Source organism: Terrabacter sp. C0L_2 (assembly GCF_036352015.1).
Taxonomy (GTDB): domain Bacteria; phylum Actinomycetota; class Actinomycetes; order Actinomycetales; family Dermatophilaceae; genus Terrabacter; species Terrabacter tumescens.
In genome coordinates, this window is record NZ_CP143557.1 from 3,877,280 (window position 1) to 3,901,437 (window position 24,158).

A 24,158-nucleotide genomic window follows, 5' to 3' on the forward strand; every position below is an offset into this window, starting at 1 on the left:
AGGAGGGCCGGGATCAGGCCTCGTCGCGGCAGAGAAGAAGGAGGCTCACCGCTCGCACCTGTTCACCGTATGCCGGTCGTTGCGTCGCGTCCACCCCTCGGGACCGGTGCCCGCATCGTGAGACCCTTGCGCGATCCGTGGGCGACGGAGGAGCGCGTCAGCGGTAGGCGGGACGGATCCATCGCCAGTAGGACACGTGTCTCAGGAGCCATCCCTGCGCCCACACCACGGCGCTCACCAGGACCACCAGCTCGACCACGAGCCAGACGTCCGTCGCGCGGCGCGTCTGGGGGATGAGGCCGGAGAGCAGGCCCAGCACGGCGGCAACCACGAGCACCAGCGCGAACAGGACCCGGATCGCACGCCTGCGCACCCGAAGGTCGTGCTCGAACGCGGTGCGTCGCAGCGCGATCCCGTCGCGGACGTCCTCGAGCACGACCGGAGCGGATGCGTGCTCGGCGACGTGCTCGAGGTGCGCGTCCGCGAGCGCTCCCACGACGGCCGGGCGGGTGAGCTCGCCGGGGTCGCCGAGGGCCACCGCTCGGACCGACCGCCCCCGGCTCGGCACGCTGCTGCGCTCCACCTCCTCGCGCAGGTCCATCCCGGCCCAGCCGGAGCGCAGGGCCCGGGGCCACGGCGGCTTGCGCGTCCAGAGCCGCGCGGTCTCGACCAGGGCGCCGTCCGCCGTCAGGCTGGACAGCCGGACCGCAGGCTGGTCCCAGAACCACGAGACGAACGCCGCTGCCGTGCCGTCGGGTGCCAGCAGGACCGTGGCGACGTCGGGCAGGTGGGCCCGGAACTCGGAGCGAGCCGGTTCGCGGTAGCCGGACACGATGCGCTCGGTGACCCGGGGCGGGTACTCCATGGTGTAGCGCCCGACCGCGCGCCAGCCGAGCGCCTCGAAGGCGGCCACCACCTCGGGGTAGGGCGAGGAGAGATCGGCGCGGTCCGTGACGTCGGTGTACGCGTACTGGCTCGTCGGCATCGTCGGATCCCCTCCCCTGTCGCGCCCCGCGCGGGCGCCATCGCCGAGACGACGTTAGGGGTCGGCACCCGGGCCGGGGTCGGGTTCGCCGAAAAACGCCTCGTCATCCGGGAAGTCACGCATGGCCTCATGCTCGGCGGCGACCGAGCCACGCGTGCCGGGCGGGTCGTTGACGCCGAAGGACACGTCCTCACGGTCCGGTCCGATCGTCGCCCATCCGCCCTCCCAGCCGGACGGCAGCGGGCCCGCCACGCCGGAGTCACGCTGCGCGCGTGCGTCATCGGGCCCCAGCCCGAGGGAACGCCACACCCTCGCCTCGGAAGCCACGACGTCCTGGTCGATCCATGCCCGGGCCTCGGCAGCGCTGAAACCTGCCGCGATCCAACCGTGCCGCACCAACGTGTCGATACCGGCCGCGTCGAACTCGCACGCCTCTGCCGGAGACAGCGTCGAGTCAGCGAGCAGGAGGTCGCGCGCCACGCGCGCCTCGAACCCGGCGCCACGCCACGCCGACGCCGTCGCGAGGTCGACGCCCAGCCACGTGTCCAGCTCGTCCACGTCGAAACCGGCCTCGAGCCACGTCCGCGCCTCGACGGGATCCATCTCCAAGAACAGCGAGCGCCGTCGGTCACCGTCGGGACCGGGCACACCGAGCTCTCGCCAGAGGGCTACGCGCTCGACCGCGGTATCGGTGTCCACCCCGGCGGAGCCGACGATCCCGACCCAGTCCGCGGCCTCGGCGTCGCTGAGACCGACGCCCTCCGGCCCCGTCGCCCTGAGGCGCTCCAGGTGCCACGGATGCAGACCGCGGCAGACGAGGTCTGCGACGTCCTCACCGGTCCTGCCGTGTGCCAGCCACGCAGTTGCTGCAGCGCGCATGTCGGGTGGCATCGCCTCCCAGACCTGTGTCGAGTCCATGGCCAGGACCTCACGCGCCGCGGCGAGGAACGCGGGCGGACCGGACTCGTGATCCTCCGGACCGAGCCTCATCCAGATCATGCGGAGCGCGACGCCGACACCCAGGTCGGGCCACGGCGACCGCACCATCCAGAGTCGTCCGCGTGGCGGCGGAGGAAGTCCGCACGCGGCCGCGGTCTCGCGCATCTCGTGGTGCGGGTCGGCACGCTCGCCCGATGCGGGCACGATCTCCCGGCGACCGTCCATCCAGAGACGGAAGACCACCCGTGGGCGGCGGTCCGCCACCCAGCCGCGCTGCGCGGCAGGCCAGGCCGCCAGCGCCAACACCTCGTAGCCGGACGCATCGAGCGGCACCCAGCCGGCCCGCGACAGGTCCCTGACCTCCGGCAGCTCGTCGGCCCGGGGCATCTCACCGGTGCCCTGTCCCGAGGCGAGCTCTCGCGCCTTGCCGCTTGCGACCAGCTGGGCCAGGTCGGCCAGTCGTGGGGGCAAGGGCGCGACGGCGTCGGGAGCCACGAGGGGAGCATCGTCGCTACCCCATGGGTCGTGAGCGGCCGTCACCCCGGCCGGCTGTCTTCCACGGGCGGCCCCTCATCGGCGTCCCGGGCATCGGCGACCTGCTCCTCAGGCCGCGGCGGGAGCGTCTGGTCCTCCTCGAGGACCTCGAGCTCGTGGTCGTGTGCAGCAGTCTCCGACATGTCTGCCTCCTTGGCCGGAGTCTAGGACGGGGAGGCGACGTCAGGCGCGCTGACAGACCATGAGCGCGTTGCCGTCGGGGTCCTCGAACTGGACGAAGAAGACGCTGCCGATGTCTTCCACGTCGGACGTGATCGTGACGTCCAGGTCGCGGAGGTGCGCGACGGTCGCCGCCATGTCGTCGGTCCAGAGGAAGAAGCGCGGCGGGCCGCTCGCCTCGAAGTCCGGGCGGTTCGCGTCGAGGGACAGCCGCGTCTCCCCGTCGGTGGGGATGTCGTAGATGGTGCCCTCGTGGGACGCGGCGCCGGGCTCGAAGCCGAGCAACGCGGCATACCACCCGATGGCGGCTGCCATGTCACGGACGGGGACGAAGACCTGGCCGACTCGGCACTGGATGGGGCTGCTCACCCGAGCAGGCTAGACGACTGCAACGACACCACGAATTCCGTTGCGGCGCAGGTCAGAAGCCGAGGCGCTGGAGCTGCTTCGGGTCCCGCTGCCAGTCCTTCGCGACCTTGACGTGCAGGTCGAGGTAGACCTTCTGGCCGAGCAGCGCCTCGATGCCCTTGCGGGCGTTGGTGCCGACCTCGCGCAGCCGGCTCCCGCCACGTCCGATGACGATCGCCTTCTGGCTGGGGCGCTCGACGAAGACGTTGACGCGCACGTCGAGCAGCGGGCTGTCCTCCGGGCGGTCCTCGCGAGGGACCATCTCCTCGACGACGACGGCCAGCGAGTGCGGCAGCTCGTCGCGCACACCCTCGAGCGCGGCCTCGCGGACGAGCTCGGCGATCATCACCATCTCGGGTTCGTCGGTGAGCACCCCGTCGGGGTAGAGCTGGGGCGAGCGCGGCAAGAACGACGCGAGCACGTCGCGCACCTCCTCGACCTGGCTGCCGGAGACGGCCGAGCAGGGGATGATCGCGTCCCACTCCCCCAGCCGGTCGATCGCCATGAGGTGCTCGGCGAGCCGCTCGCGGTCGACGGCGTCGGCCTTGGTGGCGATGGCCGCGACCGGTCGGCGGCGCATCGAGCGCAGCTCCTTGAGCTCGTTGGCGATGAAGGTGTCGCCGGGGCCGATGCGCTGGTCGGCGGGCAGGCAGAAGCCGATGACGTCGACCTCGAGGAGCGTCTCGCGGACGAGGTCGTTGAGCCGCTGCCCGAGCAGGGTCCGCGGCTTGTGCAGACCCGGGGTGTCGACGAGGATCACCTGCGCCGTCGGCGTCGTCGCGACGCCGCGGATCGTGTGCCGGGTCGTCTGCGGCTTGGAGCTCGTGATGGCGACCTTCTGCCCGACGAGGGCGTTGGTCAGCGTCGACTTGCCGGCGTTGGGCCGGCCCACGAGACAGGCGAACCCGGCTCGGTAGTCGTCGGAGCGCCCTCCCTGGGACAGCTGGGTGTCGGCCGTGCCGGCCTTGCCGGCCTTGGGGTCAGCGTCCTGCGTGGCCATGGGCGTCCTCCGTCTCGTGGTGCGCGGCGTCGTCCTCGGGCACCGGCGCCCGGTGCACGATGACCGACGCGACGCGGTGGCGTCGACCGGCCATCCGCTCGGCCGTCAGCTCCAGCCCAGCGACCGTACCGGACGACCCGACGATCGGGACCCGTCCGATGACCTTCGTGAGCAGGCCACCGACGGTGTCGACGTCCTCCTCGTCGATGGTGACGTCGAAGAGCTCGGCGAGGTCGTCGATGTCCATCGAGGCCGGGACCCGCAGGGTGCCGTCCTCGAGCTGCTCGACGCCGGGCGCCTCGCGGTCGTGCTCGTCGGCGATCTCGCCGACGATCTCTTCGATGATGTCCTCGATCGTGATGAGTCCGGCGGTGCCGCCGTACTCGTCGACGACGATCGCGAAGTGGTTCTGGTCGCGCTGCATCTCGCGCAGCAGGTCGTCGACCGGCTTGCTCTCCGGCACGAAGTGCATGGGACGCATGACCTCGGTCGCGAGGTGACGACCGTCCTCCGGCGCCGCGTTGAGCCGGCGCGCGACGTCCTTGAAGTAGAGCAGCCCCCGCACGTCGTCGCTGTCCTCGCCGACGACGGGGATCCGGGAGAAGCCGGACCGCAGGAAGAGGGACATCGCGCTGCGCAGGGTCTTGTCCGCGTCGAGCACGACCATGTCGGTGCGCGGCACCATGACGGCTCGAGCGAGGGTGTCGCCGAGCTCGAAGACGGAGTGGATCATCTCCCGCTCGTCGGCCTCGATGACGTCGGAGTCGCCGGCCATGTCGACGAGGTCGCGCAGCTCGGACTCGGTCTGGAAGGGCCCGTCGGTGTAGCCCTTGCCGGGCGTCACGGCGTTGCCCAGCACGACGAGCAGCTTGGCCACCGGGCCGAGCACGCGCCGCAGCCCGACGGCGAACGGCGCGCTCCACAGGGCCACCGTGTCGTAGTTCTGGCGGCCGAGGGTGCGCGGCGAGACGCCGACGACGACGAACGACACGACCGCCATGATCGCGATGCTGATCAGGGCCCGGCTCCACGTCGACTCGACCTGGCCGGCGACGGCGAGGGTCACGAGCACGGCCGCGGTGGCCTCGGCGACGACGCGCAGGAACGCGATCACCGACAGGTAGGCCGGTGAGTCACCGACGACGGTCATGAGCGACTTCGCGCCCGAGCGCCCCTCCTCGAAGAGCTCCTGGGCACGCACGCGGGACATGCGGAAGATCGCGGCCTCGGCGGCCGAGAGCAGGAACGCCACGACGATGCTGACGAGCGCCGGGAGGGCGAACTGCGGGAACATCTCGGTCTCTCGTCCGCGCTCAGGCGCTCGGTCGGTTGCGCGTGGCGAGGAACGTGAGGAGCAGCTGGCGCTGCAGCTCGAACATCTCGCGCTCCTCGTCGGGCTCGGCGTGGTCGTAGCCGAGCAGGTGCAGGATGCCGTGCGTGGTCAGCAGCAGCATCTCCTCGATCGGGGCGTGGCCGGCCTCGACCGCCTGCTTCGTCGCGACGGACGGGCACAGCACGATGTCGCCGAGCGTGCCCTCCTCGGGCTCCTGGCCCTCGCGGCCGGGCCGCAGCTCGTCCATCGGGAAGCTCATGACGTCGGTCGGGCCCGGGAGGTCCATCCACTGCACGTGGAGCACCTCCATGGCGGCCTCGTCGACGAGCTTGATGCAGAGGTCGGCCTGCGGGTGCACCCGCATCTGCTCCATGACGTACTGAGCGCAGGCGAGCAGCTCGAGCTCGTCGACGTCGGCGTCGGTCTCGTTGAGGACGTCGATGCTCATGCCGGGTCCTCCTGGGCGAGGTCGCCCGGGACCGATGGCGTATGCCGTGTGGCCGCCTTGGTCGGACGGCCGCCGGCCGCGCCTGCGCCGGACTCGCCGCCCGCGCGTCGGGCGCGCTTGGCGGCGCGGTGGTCGTCGCGCTCGTAGGCGTCGACGATGGCGCTGACGAGCCGGTGGCGCACGACGTCGTGCGAGGTCAGCTCGGCGAAGTGGATGTCCTCGACGTCGCCCAGGATGTCGCGCACGATCTTGAGGCCCGACCGGGTGCCACCGGGCAGGTCGACCTGGGTGATGTCGCCGGTGACGACCATCTTGGAGCCGAAGCCGAGGCGGGTGAGGAACATCTTCATCTGCTCGCTCGAGGTGTTCTGGGCCTCGTCGAGGATGATGAAGGCGTCGTTGAGGGAGCGTCCGCGCATGTAGGCCAGCGGCGCCACCTCGATCGTGCCCGACGCCATGAGCTTGGGGATGGTCTCGGGCGAGACCATGTCGTGCAGCGCGTCGTAGAGCGGCCGCAGGTACGGGTCGATCTTGTCGTTGAGCGTGCCGGGCAGGAAGCCGAGGCGCTCGCCGGCCTCGACGGCCGGGCGCGTCAGGATGATGCGGTTGACCTGCTTGGCCTGCAGCGCCGCGACGGCCTTGGCCATGGCGAGGTAGGTCTTGCCGGTGCCGGCCGGCCCGATGCCGAAGACGATGGTGTGCTCGTCGATCGCGTCGACGTAGCGCTTCTGGTTGAGCGTCTTGGGGCGGATCGTGCGGCCGCGGCTGCTGACGATGTTCATCGTCAGCACGTCGGCGGGGCGCTCGACCGTCTGGCTGCGCAGCATCGAGATCGAGCGCTCGACGGCGTCGCGGTTGAGCGGCTGGCCCGTCTCGACGATGACGAGCAGCTCGTCGAGCAGCGCGTCGATGATCTCCAGCTCACCGGCGGGGCCGGCGAAGGTCATCTCGTTGCCGCGCACGTGCGTGTCGACGAGCGGGAACTGGCGCTCCATGGTGCGCAGCAGCTCGTCGCGCGGACCGAGGAGGGTGACCATCTCGATCGGCGGCGGGATCTGCCGGGTCAGCACCGGGGCGCCGCCGCCGGTCCCGGCGCTCGCGGCGCCCTGCGTGTCGTCGGGACTGTCGGTCACGGATGGTCGAGGTTGCGCGTCATTCATCGTGGTCACGAGTCTACGTGTCGCGGCCCGCGCTCCTCACCACGAATTCGGCGAGGTCCCGGCTCTGCTGGAGGCGCGACGGCTCGTGGACGTACATCATGTGCCCCGCCTCGTAGTAGGCGTGCTCGACGTTGGCGAGGCGGTCGGCGGGCAGCTGCAGGTGCGCCACGACGTCCTCGGCGGCGAAGTGGGGCGTCGCGCCGTCGTAGTAGCCGTAGGCGATGTGCACCTTGAGGTGCGGGTTCTGGCGCATGGCCCGCTCGAGCTTGGGCGAGACGTCGATCGGCCGGCCCTCGAAGTCCTTGAACGACCACGGGTGCACGAGGCGCGAGATCTGCTCGTAGTGCAGGTCGCTGCCGTAGCCGAGCTCGTCGCGCACGTAGTGGTTCCAGGCCGCGGCATAGGGTCCGGCGATCGCGTCGTGCGAGGGGTCGGCGTCCATGTTCTCGGCGATGGCTGCCGCGGCAGGACCGGTGAAGCGCGCGTCGAGCCGCCCCACCGACAGGCGCTCGTCGCGCAACAGCTCGGTGAAGTAGCGCCAGTGCTCGATGCGCAGGTCGGCGCGGTCGACATAGTCCTCGGTCAGCCCGGAGAGCCGCGCCAGGGTCGACACCGCCTCGGCCCGTTCCCCCTTCGTCAGGCGGTTGCCCCGGGACAGCACCCACGGGTAGTCGCGGGCGGCATACGCCTCCGCCTCGTCGAGGACGGAGCGCAGCGAGCGGCGGCCGTGCTTGCCGTGGAAGTGGGCCACGGCGGCATACGTCGGCAGGTAGAGCGCGTGGGCGCGGTCGTTGCGCTGGTTCTCGAAGTCGACCGAGCTGAGGTCGAGCACGCTGCTGATGAGGATGAGCCCGTTGAGGTACATCCCGTAGCGGGACTGGAGGTGCTCCGCGAGAGCCGCGCCGCGGAGCGTGCCGTAGGACTCGCCGGCGACGAACTTCGGCGACATCCAGCGACCGTTGCGCGACGTCCACAGCCGGATCAGCTCGGCGACGGACTCGATGTCCTTCTGGTAGCCGTGGTAGTCCGCCGGCTTGCCGCCCTCGACGGCACGGGAGTACCCCGTCGACATGGGGTCGATGAAGACGAGGTCGCTGACGGCGAGGAGCGACTCGGGGTTGTCGACGAGGTCGTACGGCGGCGGCTGGAGGGCGCCGACGTCCCCGCTGACGACCCTGCGCGGGCCGAGCAGGCCCAGGTGGAGCCAGACGCTCGAGCTGCCGGGACCGCCGTTGAAGGCGAAGGTGACCGGGCGCGTGCGGGCGTCGGCGTCGTCGAGGACGTAGCTCGTCATGGACAGCTCGGCGCGCGCCTTGTGGCCGCCGAAGGTGCCGTCCTTGTGCTCCTCCTCACGGAGCACGACGCGCCCCGTCGTCGCGGTGTAGCGCAGGCGGCGACGCCCGACCTTGAGCGTGTGGTGCGTCGTGACGAGGTCGTCGACCGGCTCGACGGGCTTGGCCTCCGCACCGGTCACCTTGACCTCGACGTCGGCGGGATCCGTTGTCGCAGAGACGTTCTCGCCAGACGGCGCGCTCTCCTCGCTCACACCATCCGCCCTTCGCTGAACGCCGCGCCGGCGATGAGGTGCACGTGGGCGTGGAAGATCGTCTGGCCGGCGTCGCTGCCGGTGTTGACGATCATCCGGTGGGCGTCGGCCACGCCCTCCTGCTCGGCCACGCGGGAGGCCAGGCGGAAGACGTCCGTCAGGTCCTCGCCCGACGCGGCCGCGAGCGCACCGACGGTCGGCTCGTGGCGCCGCGGCACGACGAGGACGTGGATCGGCGCGGCCGGGTTGATGTCACGGAAGGCGATCGACCGCTCGCTCTCGGCGACCCGGTCGGACGGGATCTCACCGGCGACGATCTTGCAGAAGAGGCAGTCATCGGGGGTCTGCGAGGTCATGACTGCACCCTAGGCACGTCGTGGGCGCCGCGCACCCGTGCGCCCCGGCGCGGCGGTGCTCGAGCGCACGACGAGCTGCGTGGGCACGAGGGTGGTGCCGGTCGTCGGCCCGGTCCCCCGCACCTGTCCGAGCACCTGCTCGACGCAGAGCCGGCCGATCTGCTCGAAGTCCTGGCGCACCGTCGTCAGTGGCGGGATGTAGGACTCCGCCTCCGGCACGTCGTCGAAACCGACGACGCTGACGTCCTCGGGCACCCGGAGGCCACTGTCGTGAAAAGCCCGCAGGAGCCCGAGAGCCATCTGGTCGTTCGCCGCGAAAACCGCTGTGCACGAGGGCTCCTCGGCCAGCCGGAGACCGATCTCGTAGCCGGACCGGGGCGTCCAGTCGCCGTGCTGGACGGGCGGCACCTGGAGACCCCGCGCCACGAGCTGCGCCTGCCAGGCGTCGCGACGGCGCTGCGCGGCATACGAGCTCTCCGGCCCTGCCACGTGCCACACGGTGCGGTGCCCGAGGTCGAGCAGGTGCCGGGTGGCCGAGACGGCGCCGGCAGCCTGGTCGGTGTCGACGACGGGGTGCCGGTCACCGGCGTCGTCGGAGTCGGCCACGACCACCTTGAAGCCGGGCGGGTAGGGCGCTGGCGCGTCGCTCGCGAGGTGGGTCTCCATGATGGCGACCACCGCGTCGACGGCGAGCTCGCCGGCGCGCGTGAACGCTCCGCGCACGGCGTCCTGCGACGGGGCCCCGACGGGGATGAGCGTCACGGCGTAGTCCTGGGCGGCAGCGGCCGCCACGATGCCCTCGAGGGTGCGCACGTTGCCGGTCGTCGACAGGGTGAAGGTCATGACCCCGATCGCCCGGAACTCCCCGCGCTTCAGGGCGCGAGCGGCGCTGTTGGGGCGGTAGCCGAGCTCCTCCATCGCCCGGAGGACGGAGAGCCGCGTGCTCTCGACGACGCTGCTCTCGCCGTTCGAGACGCGCGAGACCGTCTGCGCCGACACGTTGGCCAGGCGCGCCACGTCGGCCATCGAGACCGCTCGCCGCTGCCCCACCCGTGCCTCCTCGTCCCCGACCACTGTCGCCTCGCCGAACCCCGTGCGTGCCTGCCGTGCGTGCCTGCCGTCCGCGTATGCCGGGTGCGTCCGGGCTCATCCTGCCAGCATCCGCGAGACGGGCCCTTGACACCCGTCCCGCTGGGCTGGGACGGTGACCGAGGTTCGAATGTTTGCGCAAACATACCTCCATTTCGGACACCGGGCTGCACGTTCGAACGGGACCGCCACCGCCGTCGCTCCAGGAAGGCACCACCATGAGACCCCGCCCCACCCGCGCCGCCTCGGGCGCGCTGGCCGCCGCCACGGTCGCCGTCGGCTCGCTGCTGGCCGGCCCCGCGGCCACGGCCGCACCCGCCGCGCCGGCGACCGCTCCCCCACCCGCCGCAGCTGCCGACGGCGTCCCCACCGTCCGCATCACCCCCGACCCCTCCTACCAGCAGCCCGCCTTCGAGGGCTGGGGCACGAGCCTCGTGTGGTTCGCCAACGCGACGGGCGACTACCCCGACGCGGTGCGCAACAGGCTCGCCGACCTCGTCTTCGGCAAGGACGGCCTCGCGCTCAACATCGCCCGCTACAACATCGGCGGCGGCAACGCACCCGACGTCGCGGACTACCTGCGCCCCGGCGGAGCCGTCGAGGGCTGGTGGAAGGCCCCGGCCGGCACGACCCGCACCGACGTCGACTGGTGGTCACCCGATGACCCGGCCGACTGGAACTGGGACGCCGACCGGACCCAGCGCTGGTGGGTCGACCGCATCAAGGGCGACGTCACCACGTGGGAGACGTTCAGCAACTCCCCGCCGTGGTTCATGACGCAGAGCGGCTACGTCTCCGGCAACTTCAACGCCTCCCAGGACCAGCTCAAGCCCGGCAGCGTCGCCGACTTCGCGGCCTACCTCGTCAAGGTCACCGAGCGCCTCGAGCAGACGCACGGCATCAAGGTCGCCACCATCGACCCGTTCAACGAGCCCAACACGAGCTACTGGGGCACCCAGGTCGGCGCCGACGGCCGCCCGACGGGTGGCCGCCAGGAGGGAGCCCACATCGGACCGCAGCTGCAGCAGCAGGTGGTCCGCGCCCTGGCGCCCGCGCTCGCCGCCTCCGGCACCGACGCGAAGATCTCGGCGATGGACGAGACCAACCCGGGCACGTTCGTCACCAACTGGATGACCTACCCCGCCGACGTCAAGGCCGCGATCAGCCGGATGAACGTCCACACCTACGGCACGTCCCAGCGCACCGCCGTGCGTGACCTCAGCAAGTCCGACGCCAAGCCGCTGTGGATGTCCGAGGTCGAGGGCAGCTGGGGCAACGGCCAGAGCTTCACCTCCATGGAGCCCGGCATCGGAATGGCCCAGCACATGACCGACGACCTGCGCGAGCTCGAGCCGTCGGCCTGGGTGTTCTGGCAGCCCGTCGAGGACTACGACAACATGAAGCCGGGAGGCGAGAGCGCCGCCGGCGCCAACTGGGGCAGCATCCAGATGCGCTTCGACTGCACGGCCGAGGACACGCTCGAGAGCTGCCCGATCCGCACGAACCAGAAGTTCAACACGGTCCGCAACTTCACCCACTACATCCGCCCGGGCGACCACCTCGTCAAGGTCGACGACCCGAGCACCGTCGCCGCCATCCGGCCGGACGCCCGGACCGCCACCCTCGTGCACACCAACGGCGGGTCAGCCGCGCAGGACCTGTCGGTCGACCTGTCGAAGTTCGGCAAGATCGGCCCGAAGGCGAGCGTCACCGCCGTGGTCACCGACGCGTCCGGCGCCCTGAGGTCGCAGGCTCCCGTCGCGGTCGACGACAGCTCGGCCACCGTCCGGGTGCCGGCGCAGTCGGTCACGACCCTCGTCGTCTCCGACGTGCGCGGCGTCGCGGCGGACGCCCCGACCTTCCAGGAGGGCCACGCCTACCGCTTCGTCGGCGTGCAGAGCGGACGCTCGCTCGACGCCGAGCAGCCCGGCCTCGCGATCCGCACGACCGACGCGGCGAGCGCCGACCAGCTCTGGACCGTCACGAAGCTGACGAGCGGTGACACCAACCGCGAGCGCTACCAGCTGCGGGCGCTCGACGGTCGGCAGGTCGCCCTGCGGTCCGGGTCCCTCGTGCTGGAGACGGCACAGGCGGCTCCTGACGCCGCGGCACAGTGGTACCTCTCGACGACCGGCGACGGCTCCTGGACCATCTCGAGCGCGACCGGCCCGGGCAACATCGAGGTCGGCGGCCAGGCCACGGCGGATGGTTCTCCGGTAGGCGTCTGGCAGCCGAACGCCGCGCCCAACCAGCGCTGGACCCTCGTCGACGAGACCGTCCGCGGCGTGGCCGAGGTGCCCGTCTTCACCATGCCGGGCGTGGCACCGACCCTGCCGAGCACCGTCACCCCCGACCGCGTCGGTGCCGGGGCCGGAGCGCTGCCCGTGACGTGGCGTCCCGTCCCCGCAGCACGCTGGGCCCACACCGGTCGCGTCTTCGTCTTCGGCACGGCCACCGACCCGGCCACCGGGCGTGAGTTCGCCGTGCGCGCCGTCGTCACCGTCGACACGATCTCGGCCACCGACCCGGCCACGGGGCGCACCTACGTCGGTGGGACTCCCGACCTCCCGGCGACGGTGACCGCGACGTCGGACCGGTTCGGCGCCACGGCGACGCTGCCGGTCACGTGGGACACGAGTGGGGCGGCCTACGACTCCGTGGGCACGGTCCGCCTGTCCGGCACGGCCACGCTGCCGGACGGGTCGACCGCGCCCGCCACGCTCGTCGTCACGGTGACCGAGCCCGTCGAGGCCAATGCCGCCCTCACGCCCGGCACGACGGCCTCGGCGACGTTCACCGAGCCCGGCTACTCGGTGCAGGGCATCGTCAACGGCGTCCTCACGGACAAGGCCTGGTCGAACTGGCGGTCGGGCACACAGCGTCCGGGTGACACGCTCACCGTCACCCTGCCCGCACCCCGCGACGTGACGAAGGTCGTCACCCGCTTCTACCAGGACGGCGGCAACGTCAGCTACGCCCGCACCCTCCACGTCGAGGCCCTCGTGGGCGGCTCGTGGACCCCGGTGTCCGGCGAGGTCACGGTGGCGGCCAGCGGTCCGGCCGCCCCGGTCGTGTCGGTGCCGGTCACGCCGACCCGCACCTCGGCCGTGCGCGTCGTCATGACGGCGTCGAGCTACATGACGGTCAGCGAGGTCGAGGTCATGGCCAAGTCGGCCGGCTGACCCCACCGGCGACGCGACAGCGACGCCACGACTGCGCCCAGGCCCATGGCAGCCCCCGCCGGCTGCCATGGGCCTGGGCACGTCGTGAGCCCTCGCGCACGGGACGTGCGCGGGGATGTGCTCAGGGCGACACGATGCCGTGTCAACCGGCGACGCCACCTGCGCGTCATGTCTGCGTGAGAACGTTGGGTATGCCGGCCGGCCAGCTCAGTGCCTCTGGTTCCTCCGAGGCCCCTGGGCCCTCCGAGCTGCCGACCGATCCCGACGCCGCCGTCACCGTCCTCTACGAGGCGCACTGGCACCGGCTCGTCCGTCTCGCATGGCTCCTGCTGCGCGACCAGCTCGCCGCCGAGGACGTCGTCCAGGACGCCTTCGTGGCGACCCACCGCAGCTGGTCCTCGATCCGCGACAGCGGCCGGGTCGTCGGCTACCTCCAGACCGCCGTGGTCAACGGGTGCCGGTCCGTGCAGCGCCACAGCGTCGTCGTCGACCGGCAGAACGCGCGCGAGGCGGCCGCGGCGGACGCGCCCGGCCGGGGCAGCCACGGCAGCGCCGAGACCCAGGTGCTCCGATCCGCCGAGCGTGACGCGGTCCTCCGTGCCCTCCGCACGCTGCCGGAGCGCCAGCGCGAGGTGCTCGTCCTTCGCTACTACTCCGACCTGTCCGAGGCCCAGATCGCCCAGGCCCTCGAGATCTCCCCCGGCGCCGTGAAGACCCATGCGCACCGCGGCCTGACGGCCCTGCGCCGCACCGTCGAACTCCTGGAGCTGTCATGAACACCGACCCGACCCGACCGGGGCAGACGCCGGCAGAGGAGCCGACCGGCGGGACCACCAGCCGACCCACCGACCAGCCGACGCCCATCGGTGAGGGCCTGGCGCCCGTCGAGGACCGGCTCCGCCGCGCGCTCGACGCGGACGCCCGCTCCATCGCCCCCGGCGACCGGCTCGCCGCGATCCTCACGGACGCGCACTCCGGACCCGGCACCACCGCCGGGTCGGCGCCGGACCGCCACCACCGCTGGGTGCTCCCGGCTGCGGCAGCCGCTGCCGCCGTGCTCGTGGCCGGCACCGTGTGGGCGGTGAACCGTCCCCCGTCGCAGACGCCCCTGGTGATCGGCGCGTCGACCGCCGTCGGCACATCGGCCCCGACACCCTCGGCCCGCTCGAGCGCCGCGACGAGCGTCCCGACCCAGACCGCCCCGAGGCCGTCGGCCCCGTCGGCGACCTCCACCCCGGCGCCTCCCACGAAGGGCGCAGGCGCCCCGGTGACGGCGTCGGCGAGCGTGCCCGTCTACTACCTCGGCCCCGTGGCGGGGGCGAGCGGGCCGCTCCGGCTGTTCCGCGAGTTCGTGGCCGCGCAGGTGCCCTCGCCCTCGGCCCCGTCGGGCAACGCGCTGGCTGCGCTGCGGCTGGCCATGGGGCCCGCCCCCGCCGGGTCGCGCTACCACTCCGCCTGGACCGGGGTCACCGCAGACGCCGTGACGCGGGGCGAGCGCCTCATCACGGTGCGCCTGTCGAAGGGCACGCAGGACGCCTCTCCCCTCGCGACCGAGCAGCTCGTGTGGACGGTGCAGGCCGCGCTCGGCGCCGCTCTCCCGGTCCGCTTCGAGCTCGCCGACGGCGGCACCGAGGTCTCCCCCGGCCACCCGGCGTCGGCGACCTACACCCGGCCCTCCGACCCCATCGCCGTCCTCGACCAGGTGGCGCCGATCTGGGTCGACGAGCCCGCGCGCGGCACCACCGTCCCTGTCGGGCGGCCGCTCTCCGTCAAGGGGGTGGCCAGCACCTTCGAGGCCAACGTCGAGTGGGAGCTGCTCCGCGACGGTCGGCGCGTCGACAGCGGGTTCACGACCGCCACCGAGGCGGCCCCGGCCCGCGCGACCTACCGGTTCACGACGAAGAAGCCCCTCGCCTCCGGGACCTACACGCTGCGCGTCTTCGAGAGCAGCGCGAAGGACGGCTCGACGGCCGCCGAGCAGACCCTCACCGTGACGGCCCGCTGAACGTCGGCCGGCCACCCGTTCGAGGTGATCGCGGCGCCCACCCCGTCGTCGACATCACCTCGACCCACGGGGTGGGGGCGTATGCCGTCAGGTCCAGCGGGTGCGCGCGCTGAGGACCGCGAGCGCCGCAGGACCGGCGGACGACGCGCGAAGGATCGTCGAGCCGAGTCGCACGGCCCGGGCCCCGGCACCGGTCAGGGTCTCCAGCTCACGGTCGGTGATGCCACCCTCGGGACCGACCACGACGAGCACGTCGCCGGACGGGGGTAGGTCGACCGAGGCCAGCGGCTCAGTCGCGTCCTCGTGGAGCACGAGCGTCAGCGCGGACTCCCCCACGCGTGCGGCGAGCGGGGCGAGCCCGACCGCGGGGGACGTCACCGGCAGACGGGCCCGTCGGGACTGCTTGGTCGCCCGGACCACGACCGCGGACCACTTGGCCAGGGACTTGGCGGCGCGGTCACCGCGCCAGACGACGACGGAGCGCTCCGCCTGCCACGGCACGACCTCGTCGACGCCGAGCTCGGTGGCGGCCTCGACGGCCTGCTCGTCGCGGTCGCCCTTGGCGAGGGCCTGGACGAGGACGAGACGCGGTGCGGGCTTCGGCTCGTCGGTCACATCGAGCACGCGCCCCCGCACCCAGCCGCGCTCGACGTCGGTCGCCTCGAGCAGGACGCGTCGGCCTGCTCCGTCTGCGACGAAGTAGCGCTCGCCCGCACGCAGGCGCACGACGGCCGCGGCGTGGCGGCCCTCGTCGCCGTCGAGCAGCAGCGACGACCCGACGACCGCCCCCGCGACCGCCGACGGGTCGCCGAGGAACAGCTGGTGCGTCACCGGGCGCTCACAGGAGGGTCACTTCTCCTTGAAGGCGTCGCGCAGCTTGCCGAAGAGGCCCTTGTTGGCCGGCTGGAGCCGTCCTTGGGGGCTCTCCTCGCCGCGCAGGGCCGCGAACTGGCGCAGCAGCTCCTGCTGCTCCTCCGTCAGGCGCGTCGGCGTCTGCACCGTCGCGTGGACGAGCAGGTCGCCGCGCCCACCGTGGCGCAGGTGCGTCACGCCGAGACCGCGCAGCGTCAGCACGTCGCCGCTCTGCGTGCCGGCCTTGATCTCGAGGTCCTGCATGCCGTCGAAGGTCGAGAGCTTGAAGCTCGTGCCCAGCGCGGCCGCCGCCATCGGGAGCTCGACGCTGCAGTGCAGGTCGTCGCCCCGGCGGGTGTAGGTGTCGTGGTTGATGACCCGGATCTCGACGTAGAGGTCGGCCTTGGGGCCGTTGCCGGGCCCGACCTCGCCCTCGCCGGTCAGCTGGATGCGCGTGCCGGTGTCGACGCCGGCCGGGACCTTGAGCGTGAGCGAGCGGCGCGTGCGCACGCGGCCGTCGCCCGAGCAGTCGTGGCACGGGTCGGTCAGGGTCGAGCCGTAGCCCTGGCAGTTGACGCACGGCCGCGAGGTCATGACCTGGCCGAGGAAGCTGCGCTGGATCTGCTGGACCTCGCCGGCACCCTTGCAGATCGGGCAGGTCTGGCGACCGGTGCCCGGCTCGGCGCCGTCACCGTCGCAGCGGGTGCAGCCGACGGCCGTGTCGAGCGTCAGCTCCTCCTCGGAGCCGAAGACGGCCTTGGAGAGGTCGATGTCGAGTCGCACGAGGGCGTCCTGGCCGCGCTGCACGCGCGAGCGGGGACCACGCGTGCCCGCCTGGGCCCCGGCTCCGAAGAACGCGTCCATGACGTCGCTGAACGAGAAGCCCTGTCCCGCCCCGAAGCCGGCTCCGCCGCCCGACGCGAACGGGTCGGAGCCCATGTCGAAGGACTGGCGCTTCTGCGGGTCGGAGAGCACGTCATAGGCCTGCGAGACGCGCTTGAACTCCTCCTCGGCCTCGGCACCGGGGTTGACGTCCGGGTGCAGCTTGCGGGCGAGTCGACGGTAGGCCTTCTTGATCTCCTCCTGGCTCGCGTCGCGCGAGACACCGAGGACGGCGTAGTAGTCGTTCAAGCTGGGATTCCTTTGGTACGTGGTGCTTTCGGTTCCGGCGCGGCGATGCGCCGGCGGACTGGCCGAGGTCGTGCTGGGTCAGGTGGCCTGGTTCTCGTCGAGGATCTCGGAGACGTAGCGCGCGACGGCCCGGACCGACGCCATCGTCGTGGGGTAGTCCATGCGGGTGGGGCCGAGCACCCCGAGGCTCGCGACGCGCTCGGAGCCGGAGCCGTAGCCCATCGAGACGAGCGAGGTCGACTGGAGCCCGGTCACGGGGTTCTCCGACCCGATGCGCACCGAGACGAGCTCGGGGTCGTCGCCGAGCTGGCCGAGCAGGCGCAGCAGGGTGACGTGCTCCTCGAGGGCCTCGAGGATGGGTCCGATGCTGCGCGGGAAGTCCGCGCCGGCCCGGGCGAGGTTGGCCTGTCCGGCGAGGACGACACGCTCCTCGCGCTCCTCGACGAGGGCGTCGCCGAGGGCCGACACGACGGCTTCAAAGGCAGCGCGGTCGGTCTCGTCGGCCTCGCCGACGAGACGGCGCAGCCGCGTCGCGGCGACGGTGAACGGCACGCCGGCCGCCACCTCGTTGATGCGCGACCGGATCGAGGCGACGAGGGCCTCACCGGTGGCGTCGCTCAGCACGCGGCTGGTGTCGACGACGCGCTGCTCGACGCGGCCGGTGTTGACGATGAGGACGATCATCAGGTGCGAGGAGCCCATCGGGACGAGCTCGATGTGGCGCACGGTCGACCGGGTCAGCGAGGGGTACTGCACGACGGCGACCTGGCGCGTCAGGCTGGCCAGCAGGCGCACGGTGCGGTCGACGACGTCGTCGAGGTCCACCGCGCCCTGCAGGAACTGCCCGATGGCCCGGCGCTCGCCTTGGCCCAGCGGCTTGACGGCGCTGAGCCGGTCGACGAACACGCGGTAGCCGGCGTCGGTGGGCACCCGGCCGGCCGACGTGTGCGGCGCGTGGATCAGGCCCTCCTCCTCGAGCAGGGCCATGTCGTTGCGCACCGTCGCGGCGCTGACGCCGAGGTGGTGACGCTCGACGAGGGCCTTGCTGCCGACGGGCTCGGAGGTCTGGACGTAGTCCTGCACGATCGCGCGCAGCACCATCAGCCTGCGGTCCTCGCTCATCGTCTTCCCTCCTCCACGGTCCGGCGCTCCCGGCCTGTCACTCTTGCTGTCGCTCTGGCCGGCTCTGGCTGTCGCTGTCGGTCTGGCACTCTCGATCGACGAGTGCCAAGTCTACGTCGTGCCCCGCGGATCTCCGATTTCATCCAACCGTATGCGGCCCCGGAGCCGTTGCGCGGTGGACCCGAGGGGCACCCAGCGTGGCGTCCCGCCGAGCGCCGGCACGCGGCATACGCTCGCTTGTCGTGTCCCCCAACGATCGCTACGGATCCGACGTGCTCAGCGGCGACTGGCGTGCCCCGAGGCGCGGCCGGTCCACCCCCACCCCCGCCGAGCCCGACCTCGTCGTCGAGGAGGTCGAGACGGGCTGGGTCGGCGCGGTCGTTCGGGTCGAGAAGGCGGGCGGTATGCACGTCGTGCACCTCGAGGACCGCCGCGGACGCACCAAGGCCTTCCCCCTGGGACCGGGCTTCCTCCTCGACGGGGCTCCCGTGACGCTCACCCCGCCGAAGGCAGCCGCCGGCGCCGCCCTCGCCGAGGCCCGGCGTGCCGCCTCGAGGACCGCGAGCGGCTCGGTGGCCGTCGAGGGGGCGCGAGCCCGCGTGGCGAGCGGCTCGCGGATCTACGTCGAGGGTCGTCACGACGCCGAGCTCGTCGAGAAGGTCTGGGGCGACGACCTACGGGTCGAGGGCGTCGTCGTGGAGCTCATGGACGGCGTCGACGACCTCGCGGGCATCATCGCCGAGTTCCAGCCCGGCCCCGGACGCCGGATGGGCGTCCTCGTCGACCACCTCGTGCCCGGCACGAAGGAGGCCCGCATCGTCGAGCAGGCGCGCGCGCTGCCCGGGATCAGCCGCCACGTGAAGGTCCTCGGCCACCCCTACGTCGACGTGTGGCAGTCCGTGCGACCCGAGCGGCTCGGCTGGCAGCAGTGGCCGGTCATTCCGCGCGGCACCTCGTGGAAGCACGGCATCTGCGCCGAGCTCGGGTGGGCCCACTCCAGCCAGGCCGACATCGCGCAGGCGTGGAAGCGCATCCTCGGGACGGTGCGGTCCTACGCCGACCTCGAGCCCACGCTCCTCGCGAGCGTCGAGGAGCTCATCGACTTCGTCACCGAACCCGGGGCGTAGCCGCCGACCTAGCGGCTGAGGTAGCCCTGGACGTCCGCGACGACCTGGGTGGACGCGAAGACGTAGAGGTCGACGTAGCCGTCGGCGCTCGGGGTGACGACCGCGGTGTTGGCGATGGTCTGGCCGGCGACGTAGTTGATGTTCGAGGTCGTGGGCCGGCTCGTCCCCGAGGGGTATGCCGTGAGGTAGCCCGGCTGCTGGGGCCCGGTCACGACGACGGTCAGCACCACGGCCTTGACCCCGGTCGTCGGGACGCCTCCGCGCCCGGTCACCTTGAGGCGCTGCACGCTGCCCGCGGCGAGCGCGCCGGCCGACGCGGCACCGGTGCCGTTCCTCGTGTCGAGGAGCCGGGCCGGCGTCAGGCCCTCGTAGTCGGTCCCGGACGGGTACCACCCGACGACGTCCGCGACGACGTCGGTGGCGGCCGACGTGCGGATGCTCACCCGGCCGTTGCTGCCGACCTTGGCGACGACGAGCCCGGAGACGGACGACCCGGTCGAGAAGTTGAGAGAGGACGAGTTGGGCATCGTGGTGCCCGTCGGCCAGACCGCGAGGTTGCCGTCCTTGGTGGGCCGCGCGGCCGTGACGTTGAGCAGCACGGAGTCGACGCCCGCCGCCGGGACCACGTCGCTGCCCGTGACCGCGAGGTCGATGCGGCCACCCGGCACGAGTCGGCCTGTGGGCGCTCCCAGGCCGGAGCGGGTGTCGAGGATGCGCGTCGGCGTCGTCGTGGAGAGGTTGCCGAAGGCGGGGTACCACCCGACGACGTCGACGAGGACGTCGGTGCGCTGGCTCACCTTGAGCCGGATGCGGCCGTCGCTGCCGACGCCGACGACGGCCTGGTTGGCCACGGTGGACCCGGCGTCGTAGTTGAGGGTCGACGAGGCGGCAGGTGAGGTGCCCGACGGGTAGGTCAGCATCCAGCCCGCCGCCTGCGGACGCACGGCCGTGACGTTGACGACGACGGCTCCCACGGCCGTCTTCGGCAGCCCGGCACGGCCGCCGACGAGGATGCTCGTGTCGCTGCCCGCCGCGAGCGGACCTGCGGCTCCGAGCGAGCTGCGGGTGTCGACGATCCGGGTCGGTGTCACGGGGCGGTAGGTCGGGTAGTCGGCCGGTGCGGCGACCTTCGGGCCCTGGTCGGCGAGGTGGATGAAGCCTGCGGGCCAGAGGCCACCCGAGCGGGTGATCGAGCGCCACCGGAAGTCACCGCCCCAGTTGTCCTCGGAGACGAGGATCTGGTTGGCCGAGACGACCTTCTCGACGTAGGCGATGTGGCCGGTGCCCGAGAAGGCCGTGCCCCACCAGGCGACCGAGCCGACGGCCGGCGCGTCGTCGGTCTGGGACGCGAAGGCGCTCCCCCACCGGTAGGCGTTGCCCGTCAGCTGGATCGGGCGCTTGTTGGGCAGGCCGTTGGTCACGAGGCGGTAGGCGACGTAGTTGGTGCAGTTGTGGCCCGTGGACTGGCTCCAGTAGCTCGTGCTCGCGTGCTCCTTGTAGCCCGCGTTGAAGTAGCCCGCCTTGGCGCACGCGTCGTAGCCGGTGCACAGGACGGTCCACTCGGACGACCGGGCCGGGGCGGCCAGGCCGACGGCGGCCACGAGCATCGCGACGATGCCGAGCAGGACGGTGGCAGCGCGCCCGCGTCGGTGCGCTGCGGGCGCGACCGGGGCTACCGGGCCCACAGGGGCCGCTGGGAAGGCGGGGAGGTCCGGGACCCGACCTGCCTGGTCGTCGGTGGCCAGAGGCATGTGAGTCTCCCGTGATCGCCGTGAATGCCACCCGCAATCTAGGACATTCCCGCCAGGAGCACACTCCTTTCCCAGAAATCCCACGCGACACGAACGAGAAATCCCCCCGATCCGCTCAATGTAGTGCTAATGACACCGCTGTCATTCAGCGCCCGGTGCGGCGCCGCGGGAGGCGCCCCGTCCACCCCGACGCCGGCCCGGCACGGCGACCCGACGGATCACCTGCTGCTTGGCAGAGGAGAACGGCGGCCGCACGAACACGGTCGTGTCCGGCCGGGTCGGCAGCGACAGCACCGACTTGGCGTGGGAGAAGAGCTCGATGGACCGCTCGCCGTGGTAGGCGCCAGTCCCGCTCGCCCCGACGCCCCCGAAGGGAAGGCCCGGCACGGCCAGGTGCGCGAGGGGGACGTTGAAGGCGAGCGCGCCCGAGGAGGTGTCGCGCTCGAAGCGTCGTCGCACGGCGTCGGAGGTGGTGAAGACGTAGAGGGCGAGAGGCTTGTCGCGGCGGTTCACGAAGTCGATGGCGACGTCGAGCCCGTCGACGGGCACGAGCGGGAGGACGGGCCCGAAGATCTCCTCGCGCATCACCAGCTCGCGCGGGTCGTCGGCGTCCACCACGTCGACGACCGTCGGCTCGAGGTAGCGGGTCGCGGCGTCGGACCGGCCGCCGGTGACGACCCGCGCCGGGTCGACGAGTGCGGCGAGGCGGTCGAAGTGCCGGGCGCCGATGATGCGTCCGTAGTCGGGCGAGGTCGACGGATCGGGGCCGAAGGCCGCGCGGATGGCGTCGACGAGCAGGGGCTTCAGCGCCTCGAGCGTCTGCCGGCTCGCGATGACGTAGTCCGGCGCGACGCAGGTCTGGCCCGCGTTGGTGAACTTGCCCCATACGAGACGCTGCGCCGCGATCGGGAGGTCGGCGTCGTCGGAGACGTAGGCCGGCGACTTGCCCCCGAGCTCCAGCGTCACCGGCGTCAGGTGCTTGGTCGCCGCCTCGAGCACGATCCGCCCGACCGCGCCGTTGCCGGTGTAGAAGATGTGGTCGAAGCGTTGCGCGAGAAGCTCCGTCGTCTCCGGGACCCCTCCCTCGACGACGTGCACGGCGGAGGTGTCGAGGTACATCGGCAGGAGCCGCGCGAGGAGCGCGGACGTGGCCGGGGCGACCTCGCTCGGCTTGAGCACGACGGCGTTCCCTGCGGCGAGCGCCCCGACGAGCGGCGCCAGGCACAACTGGACGGGATAGTTCCACGGCGCGATGACGAGCACGACACCAAGCGGCTCGCGCACGATCTTTGCCCGTCCCGGCTTGAGCGACAAGGGGACCCGGACCCGACGGGGCGCGGTCCAGGCCCGCAGGTGGCGCAGCGTGTGGTCGATCTCCCGCACGACGAAGCCGGTCTCGGTGACCCAGGCCTCGGTCGCGCTCTTGCCGAGGTCGGCGTGCAGGGCCTGCGCGAGCTCGTGCTCGTGCTCGACGAGCAGGGTTCGCAGCGCCCGCAGCTGGGCGACCCGCCACGGGCGCGGCTTGGTGACGTCCTGCTCGAAGGCGCGGCGTGCCGCCGCCACCGCGTCCGCCGGGACGCGGTCCGCCGGCGCGCTGTCTGCGACGGCTCCGACCTGCTCGGGGTGGCTCGTCCCGTCGCCGGAGGTCTCGTCGGGGATCTCACCGGGGGTCGTCGTCGACACGGTCTCGCTCATGGCGCCCTTCTTCGTCGGGGCCCCTCAGGCGGCGAGGAGCCGGTGCACCACGGTGTCGGCGAGCAGCCGCCCCCGGCGGGTCAGGACGAGCCGCGAGTCCCGCAGGGCCGCAGACCCGTCCACGAGACCGTCGGCGATGAGGCCGGCCACCGCGGTGCGGCCTGATCCTCGCAGATCCGAGACGGGCAGTCCCTCGACGAGACGTGTGCCGAGCAGCACACGCTCGTCGTAGCGCTGGTCGTCGGTGAGGGTCTCACGTGCGTGGGCGGGCGACTGTCCGGCAGCCAGCCGGCCGGCATACGCGCTCGGGTGCTTGACGTTCCACCAGCGCACACCGCCGACGTGGCTGTGCGCGCCCGGCCCGACGCCCCACCAGTTCGTGCCGGCCCAGTACGCGACGTTGTGGCGGCACCGCTGCCGCTCGGAGCGGGCCCAGTTGCTCACCTCGTACCAGCCGAAGCCCGCGGCCGTCAGCAGCTCGTCGGCGAGCTCGTACTTGTCCGCCTCGTCGTCGTCCTCGGGCGCGGGCACGACACCACGACGCACCTGAGCGGCCAGCTTCGTGCCGTCCTCGACGACGAGCGCGTAGGCGGAGACGTGGTCGGGCTCGAGCGCGATCGCGGCCTCGAGGCTGCGGCGCCAGTCCTCGAGCGACTCCCCCGGCGTGCCGTAGATGAGGTCGACGCTGACCTGCATGCCGGCAGCGCGGGTGGCCGCCACGGCGCGCGCGACGTTCTCGGGGTCGTGCGTGCGCTCGAGCGTGTGCAGCACGTGCGGCACCGCCGACTGCATGCCCACGGAGACGCGGGTGAAGCCCCCGTCGGCGAGCTCGCGCAGCGACTCGGGCGTCACGGAGTCGGGGTTGGCCTCCGTCGTGACCTCGGCGTCCGGCGCCAGCCCGAAACGGTCGCGTATGCCGTCGAGCACCGTCACGAGGTAGCGTGACCTCAGCATCGTGGGAGTGCCACCGCCGACGAAGACCGTCGACACGGCCGGCGCCTCGTCGCCCAGGACGGTTCGGGCGAGGTCGAGCTCGCGCACGGCCGCGTCGGCGTAGGTGTCGATGCCGATGCTGGCGCCGGGACCGCCGAGCTCGGTCAGGGTGTAGGTGTTGAAGTCGCAGTAGCCGCAGCGCACCGTGCAGAACGGGACGTGGACGTAGATGCCGAGGTCGGTCCGCGAGACGTCGGAGAGGGCTGCGGGTGGCAGCTCACCCGTGGCGGGAGCGGGGTCGCCGTCGGGCAGGGCGGAGGGCGGCATACCTCCATTGTCCCAGCCCCGGAGCGGTGTCCCGTCCACGACGTACGCTGCCCTC

General features: G+C 72.4%; 21 protein-coding genes. 4 read left to right on the plus strand and 17 right to left on the minus strand.

Annotated elements, in window-relative coordinates:
• Nucleotides 1-157 precede the first annotated feature (157 nt).
• Genes U5C87_RS18070 through U5C87_RS18120 form a run of 11 tightly spaced genes read right to left on the minus strand, consistent with a single transcriptional unit; the run spans nt 158 to nt 9,939 of the window.
• Nucleotides 158-985 (minus strand): hypothetical protein, encoded by an 828-nt coding sequence (locus U5C87_RS18070; protein ID WP_330473875.1) that lies wholly within the window; start codon nt 983-985, stop codon nt 158-160.
• A 54-nt stretch (nt 986-1,039) separates the two neighbouring features.
• Nucleotides 1,040-2,419 carry a hypothetical protein gene (locus U5C87_RS18075; protein WP_330473876.1) on the minus strand — a complete coding sequence of 460 codons (1,380 nt, stop codon included), beginning with the start codon at nt 2,417-2,419 and terminating at the stop codon, nt 1,040-1,042.
• 41 nt (nt 2,420-2,460) lie between these two features.
• Nucleotides 2,461-2,601 carry a hypothetical protein gene (locus U5C87_RS18080; RefSeq protein WP_330473877.1) on the minus strand — a complete coding sequence of 47 codons (141 nt, stop codon included), beginning with the start codon at nt 2,599-2,601 and terminating at the stop codon, nt 2,461-2,463.
• Nucleotides 2,602-2,641: 40 nt separating this feature from the next.
• On the minus strand, nt 2,642-3,007 hold the full coding sequence (locus U5C87_RS18085) for a VOC family protein (RefSeq protein ID WP_330473878.1): 366 nt from the start codon (nt 3,005-3,007) through the stop codon (nt 2,642-2,644).
• A gap of 52 nt (nt 3,008-3,059) precedes the next feature.
• A complete protein-coding gene (gene era / locus U5C87_RS18090) occupies nt 3,060-4,046 on the minus strand; it encodes a GTPase Era (RefSeq protein WP_330473879.1) in 987 nt (328 codons plus the stop codon).
• Nucleotides 4,027-5,340 carry a hemolysin family protein gene (locus U5C87_RS18095; RefSeq protein WP_030146478.1) on the minus strand — a complete coding sequence of 438 codons (1,314 nt, stop codon included), beginning with the start codon at nt 5,338-5,340 and terminating at the stop codon, nt 4,027-4,029. The genes era and U5C87_RS18095 overlap by 20 nt, the downstream gene beginning before the upstream one ends.
• Nucleotides 5,341-5,359: 19 nt before the next feature.
• Nucleotides 5,360-5,827, minus strand: a complete 468-nt coding sequence (ybeY, locus tag U5C87_RS18100; RefSeq protein ID WP_030146479.1) for an rRNA maturation RNase YbeY — start codon at nt 5,825-5,827, stop codon at nt 5,360-5,362.
• Nucleotides 5,824-6,960 (minus strand): PhoH family protein, encoded by a 1,137-nt coding sequence (locus tag U5C87_RS18105; protein ID WP_081920277.1) that lies wholly within the window; start codon nt 6,958-6,960, stop codon nt 5,824-5,826. The genes ybeY and U5C87_RS18105 overlap by 4 nt, the downstream gene beginning before the upstream one ends.
• A 40-nt stretch (nt 6,961-7,000) precedes the next feature.
• Complete coding sequence (locus U5C87_RS18110) at nt 7,001-8,533, minus strand: S10 family peptidase (protein ID WP_330473880.1); 1,533 nt, start codon at nt 8,531-8,533, stop codon at nt 7,001-7,003.
• Nucleotides 8,530-8,889: a histidine triad nucleotide-binding protein gene (locus U5C87_RS18115; RefSeq protein ID WP_030146482.1), complete on the minus strand. Its 360-nt coding sequence runs from the start codon at nt 8,887-8,889 to the stop codon at nt 8,530-8,532. Before U5C87_RS18115 ends, U5C87_RS18110 begins: the two co-directional genes overlap by 4 nt.
• Nucleotides 8,890-8,898: 9 nt before the next feature.
• Entirely contained in the window at nt 8,899-9,939 is a 1,041-nt protein-coding gene (locus U5C87_RS18120) for a LacI family DNA-binding transcriptional regulator (RefSeq protein WP_330473881.1), read from the minus strand.
• 257 nt (nt 9,940-10,196) lie between these two features.
• Between U5C87_RS18120 and U5C87_RS18125 the strand changes: the two genes are divergently transcribed.
• The 3 genes from U5C87_RS18125 to U5C87_RS18135 all read left to right on the plus strand — a co-directional run bounded on the left by U5C87_RS18125 (nt 10,197) and on the right by U5C87_RS18135 (nt 15,165).
• Complete coding sequence (locus U5C87_RS18125) at nt 10,197-13,160, plus strand: glycoside hydrolase (RefSeq protein ID WP_330473882.1); 2,964 nt, start codon at nt 10,197-10,199, stop codon at nt 13,158-13,160.
• Between the two features lie 191 nt (nt 13,161-13,351).
• Nucleotides 13,352-13,936, plus strand: coding sequence for a SigE family RNA polymerase sigma factor (locus U5C87_RS18130; RefSeq protein WP_030146485.1), 585 nt, complete (start codon nt 13,352-13,354; stop codon nt 13,934-13,936).
• Nucleotides 13,933-15,165, plus strand: coding sequence for a Gmad2 immunoglobulin-like domain-containing protein (locus tag U5C87_RS18135; protein WP_330473883.1), 1,233 nt, complete (start codon nt 13,933-13,935; stop codon nt 15,163-15,165). Before U5C87_RS18130 ends, U5C87_RS18135 begins: the two co-directional genes overlap by 4 nt.
• An 87-nt stretch (nt 15,166-15,252) precedes the next feature.
• Here the strand turns inward: U5C87_RS18135 and U5C87_RS18140 are convergent, their stop codons facing one another.
• The 3 genes from U5C87_RS18140 to hrcA form a co-directional block, all read right to left on the minus strand.
• On the minus strand, nt 15,253-15,996 hold the full coding sequence (locus U5C87_RS18140; RefSeq protein ID WP_330473884.1) for a 16S rRNA (uracil(1498)-N(3))-methyltransferase: 744 nt from the start codon (nt 15,994-15,996) through the stop codon (nt 15,253-15,255).
• An 18-nt stretch (nt 15,997-16,014) separates the two neighbouring features.
• Nucleotides 16,015-17,148: a molecular chaperone DnaJ gene (dnaJ, locus tag U5C87_RS18145; protein ID WP_330473885.1), complete on the minus strand. Its 1,134-nt coding sequence runs from the start codon at nt 17,146-17,148 to the stop codon at nt 16,015-16,017.
• Nucleotides 17,149-17,226: 78 nt separating this feature from the next.
• On the minus strand, nt 17,227-18,270 hold the full coding sequence (gene hrcA, locus U5C87_RS18150) for a heat-inducible transcriptional repressor HrcA (protein WP_330473886.1): 1,044 nt from the start codon (nt 18,268-18,270) through the stop codon (nt 17,227-17,229).
• A gap of 242 nt (nt 18,271-18,512) precedes the next feature.
• On the opposite strand from hrcA, the gene U5C87_RS18155 reads away from it, so the two are divergent.
• A complete protein-coding gene (locus U5C87_RS18155) occupies nt 18,513-19,397 on the plus strand; it encodes a DUF3097 domain-containing protein (protein WP_330473887.1) in 885 nt (294 codons plus the stop codon).
• A gap of 8 nt (nt 19,398-19,405) precedes the next feature.
• Here U5C87_RS18155 and U5C87_RS18160 read toward each other — a convergent pair whose 3' ends face one another.
• From U5C87_RS18160 to hemW, 3 genes are all read right to left on the minus strand, one after another.
• Nucleotides 19,406-21,148: a CHAP domain-containing protein gene (locus U5C87_RS18160; protein ID WP_330473888.1), complete on the minus strand. Its 1,743-nt coding sequence runs from the start codon at nt 21,146-21,148 to the stop codon at nt 19,406-19,408.
• A gap of 141 nt (nt 21,149-21,289) precedes the next feature.
• Nucleotides 21,290-22,843, minus strand: a complete 1,554-nt coding sequence (locus tag U5C87_RS18165; protein WP_330473889.1) for an aldehyde dehydrogenase family protein — start codon at nt 22,841-22,843, stop codon at nt 21,290-21,292.
• 24 nt (nt 22,844-22,867) lie between these two features.
• The gene (gene hemW / locus U5C87_RS18170) at nt 22,868-24,103 is read right to left on the minus strand and encodes a radical SAM family heme chaperone HemW (RefSeq protein WP_330473890.1); all 1,236 of its coding nucleotides are present in this window, start codon (nt 24,101-24,103) and stop codon (nt 22,868-22,870) included.
• Nucleotides 24,104-24,158 lie beyond the last annotated feature (55 nt).

Excerpts from the sequence above, each read along its gene's own strand:
- U5C87_RS18070 (WP_330473875.1), bottom strand. The coding sequence starts at position 985 with ATGCCGACGAGCCAGTACGCGTACACCGACGTCACGGACCGCGCCGAT.
- U5C87_RS18080 (WP_330473877.1), bottom strand. The coding sequence starts at position 2,601 with ATGTCGGAGACTGCTGCACACGACCACGAGCTCGAGGTCCTCGAGGAG.
- era (WP_330473879.1), bottom strand. The coding sequence starts at position 4,046 with ATGGCCACGCAGGACGCTGACCCCAAGGCCGGCAAGGCCGGCACGGCC.
- U5C87_RS18095 (WP_030146478.1), bottom strand. The coding sequence starts at position 5,340 with ATGTTCCCGCAGTTCGCCCTCCCGGCGCTCGTCAGCATCGTCGTGGCG.
- ybeY (WP_030146479.1), bottom strand. The coding sequence starts at position 5,827 with ATGAGCATCGACGTCCTCAACGAGACCGACGCCGACGTCGACGAGCTC.
- U5C87_RS18115 (WP_030146482.1), bottom strand. The coding sequence starts at position 8,889 with ATGACCTCGCAGACCCCCGATGACTGCCTCTTCTGCAAGATCGTCGCC.
- U5C87_RS18125 (WP_330473882.1), top strand. The coding sequence starts at position 10,197 with ATGAGACCCCGCCCCACCCGCGCCGCCTCGGGCGCGCTGGCCGCCGCC.
- U5C87_RS18130 (WP_030146485.1), top strand. The coding sequence starts at position 13,352 with ATGCCGGCCGGCCAGCTCAGTGCCTCTGGTTCCTCCGAGGCCCCTGGG.
- U5C87_RS18135 (WP_330473883.1), top strand. The coding sequence starts at position 13,933 with ATGAACACCGACCCGACCCGACCGGGGCAGACGCCGGCAGAGGAGCCG.
- hrcA (WP_330473886.1), bottom strand. The coding sequence starts at position 18,270 with ATGAGCGAGGACCGCAGGCTGATGGTGCTGCGCGCGATCGTGCAGGAC.
- U5C87_RS18160 (WP_330473888.1), bottom strand. The coding sequence starts at position 21,148 with ATGCCTCTGGCCACCGACGACCAGGCAGGTCGGGTCCCGGACCTCCCC.
- U5C87_RS18165 (WP_330473889.1), bottom strand. The coding sequence starts at position 22,843 with ATGAGCGAGACCGTGTCGACGACGACCCCCGGTGAGATCCCCGACGAG.
- hemW (WP_330473890.1), bottom strand. The coding sequence starts at position 24,103 with ATGCCGCCCTCCGCCCTGCCCGACGGCGACCCCGCTCCCGCCACGGGT.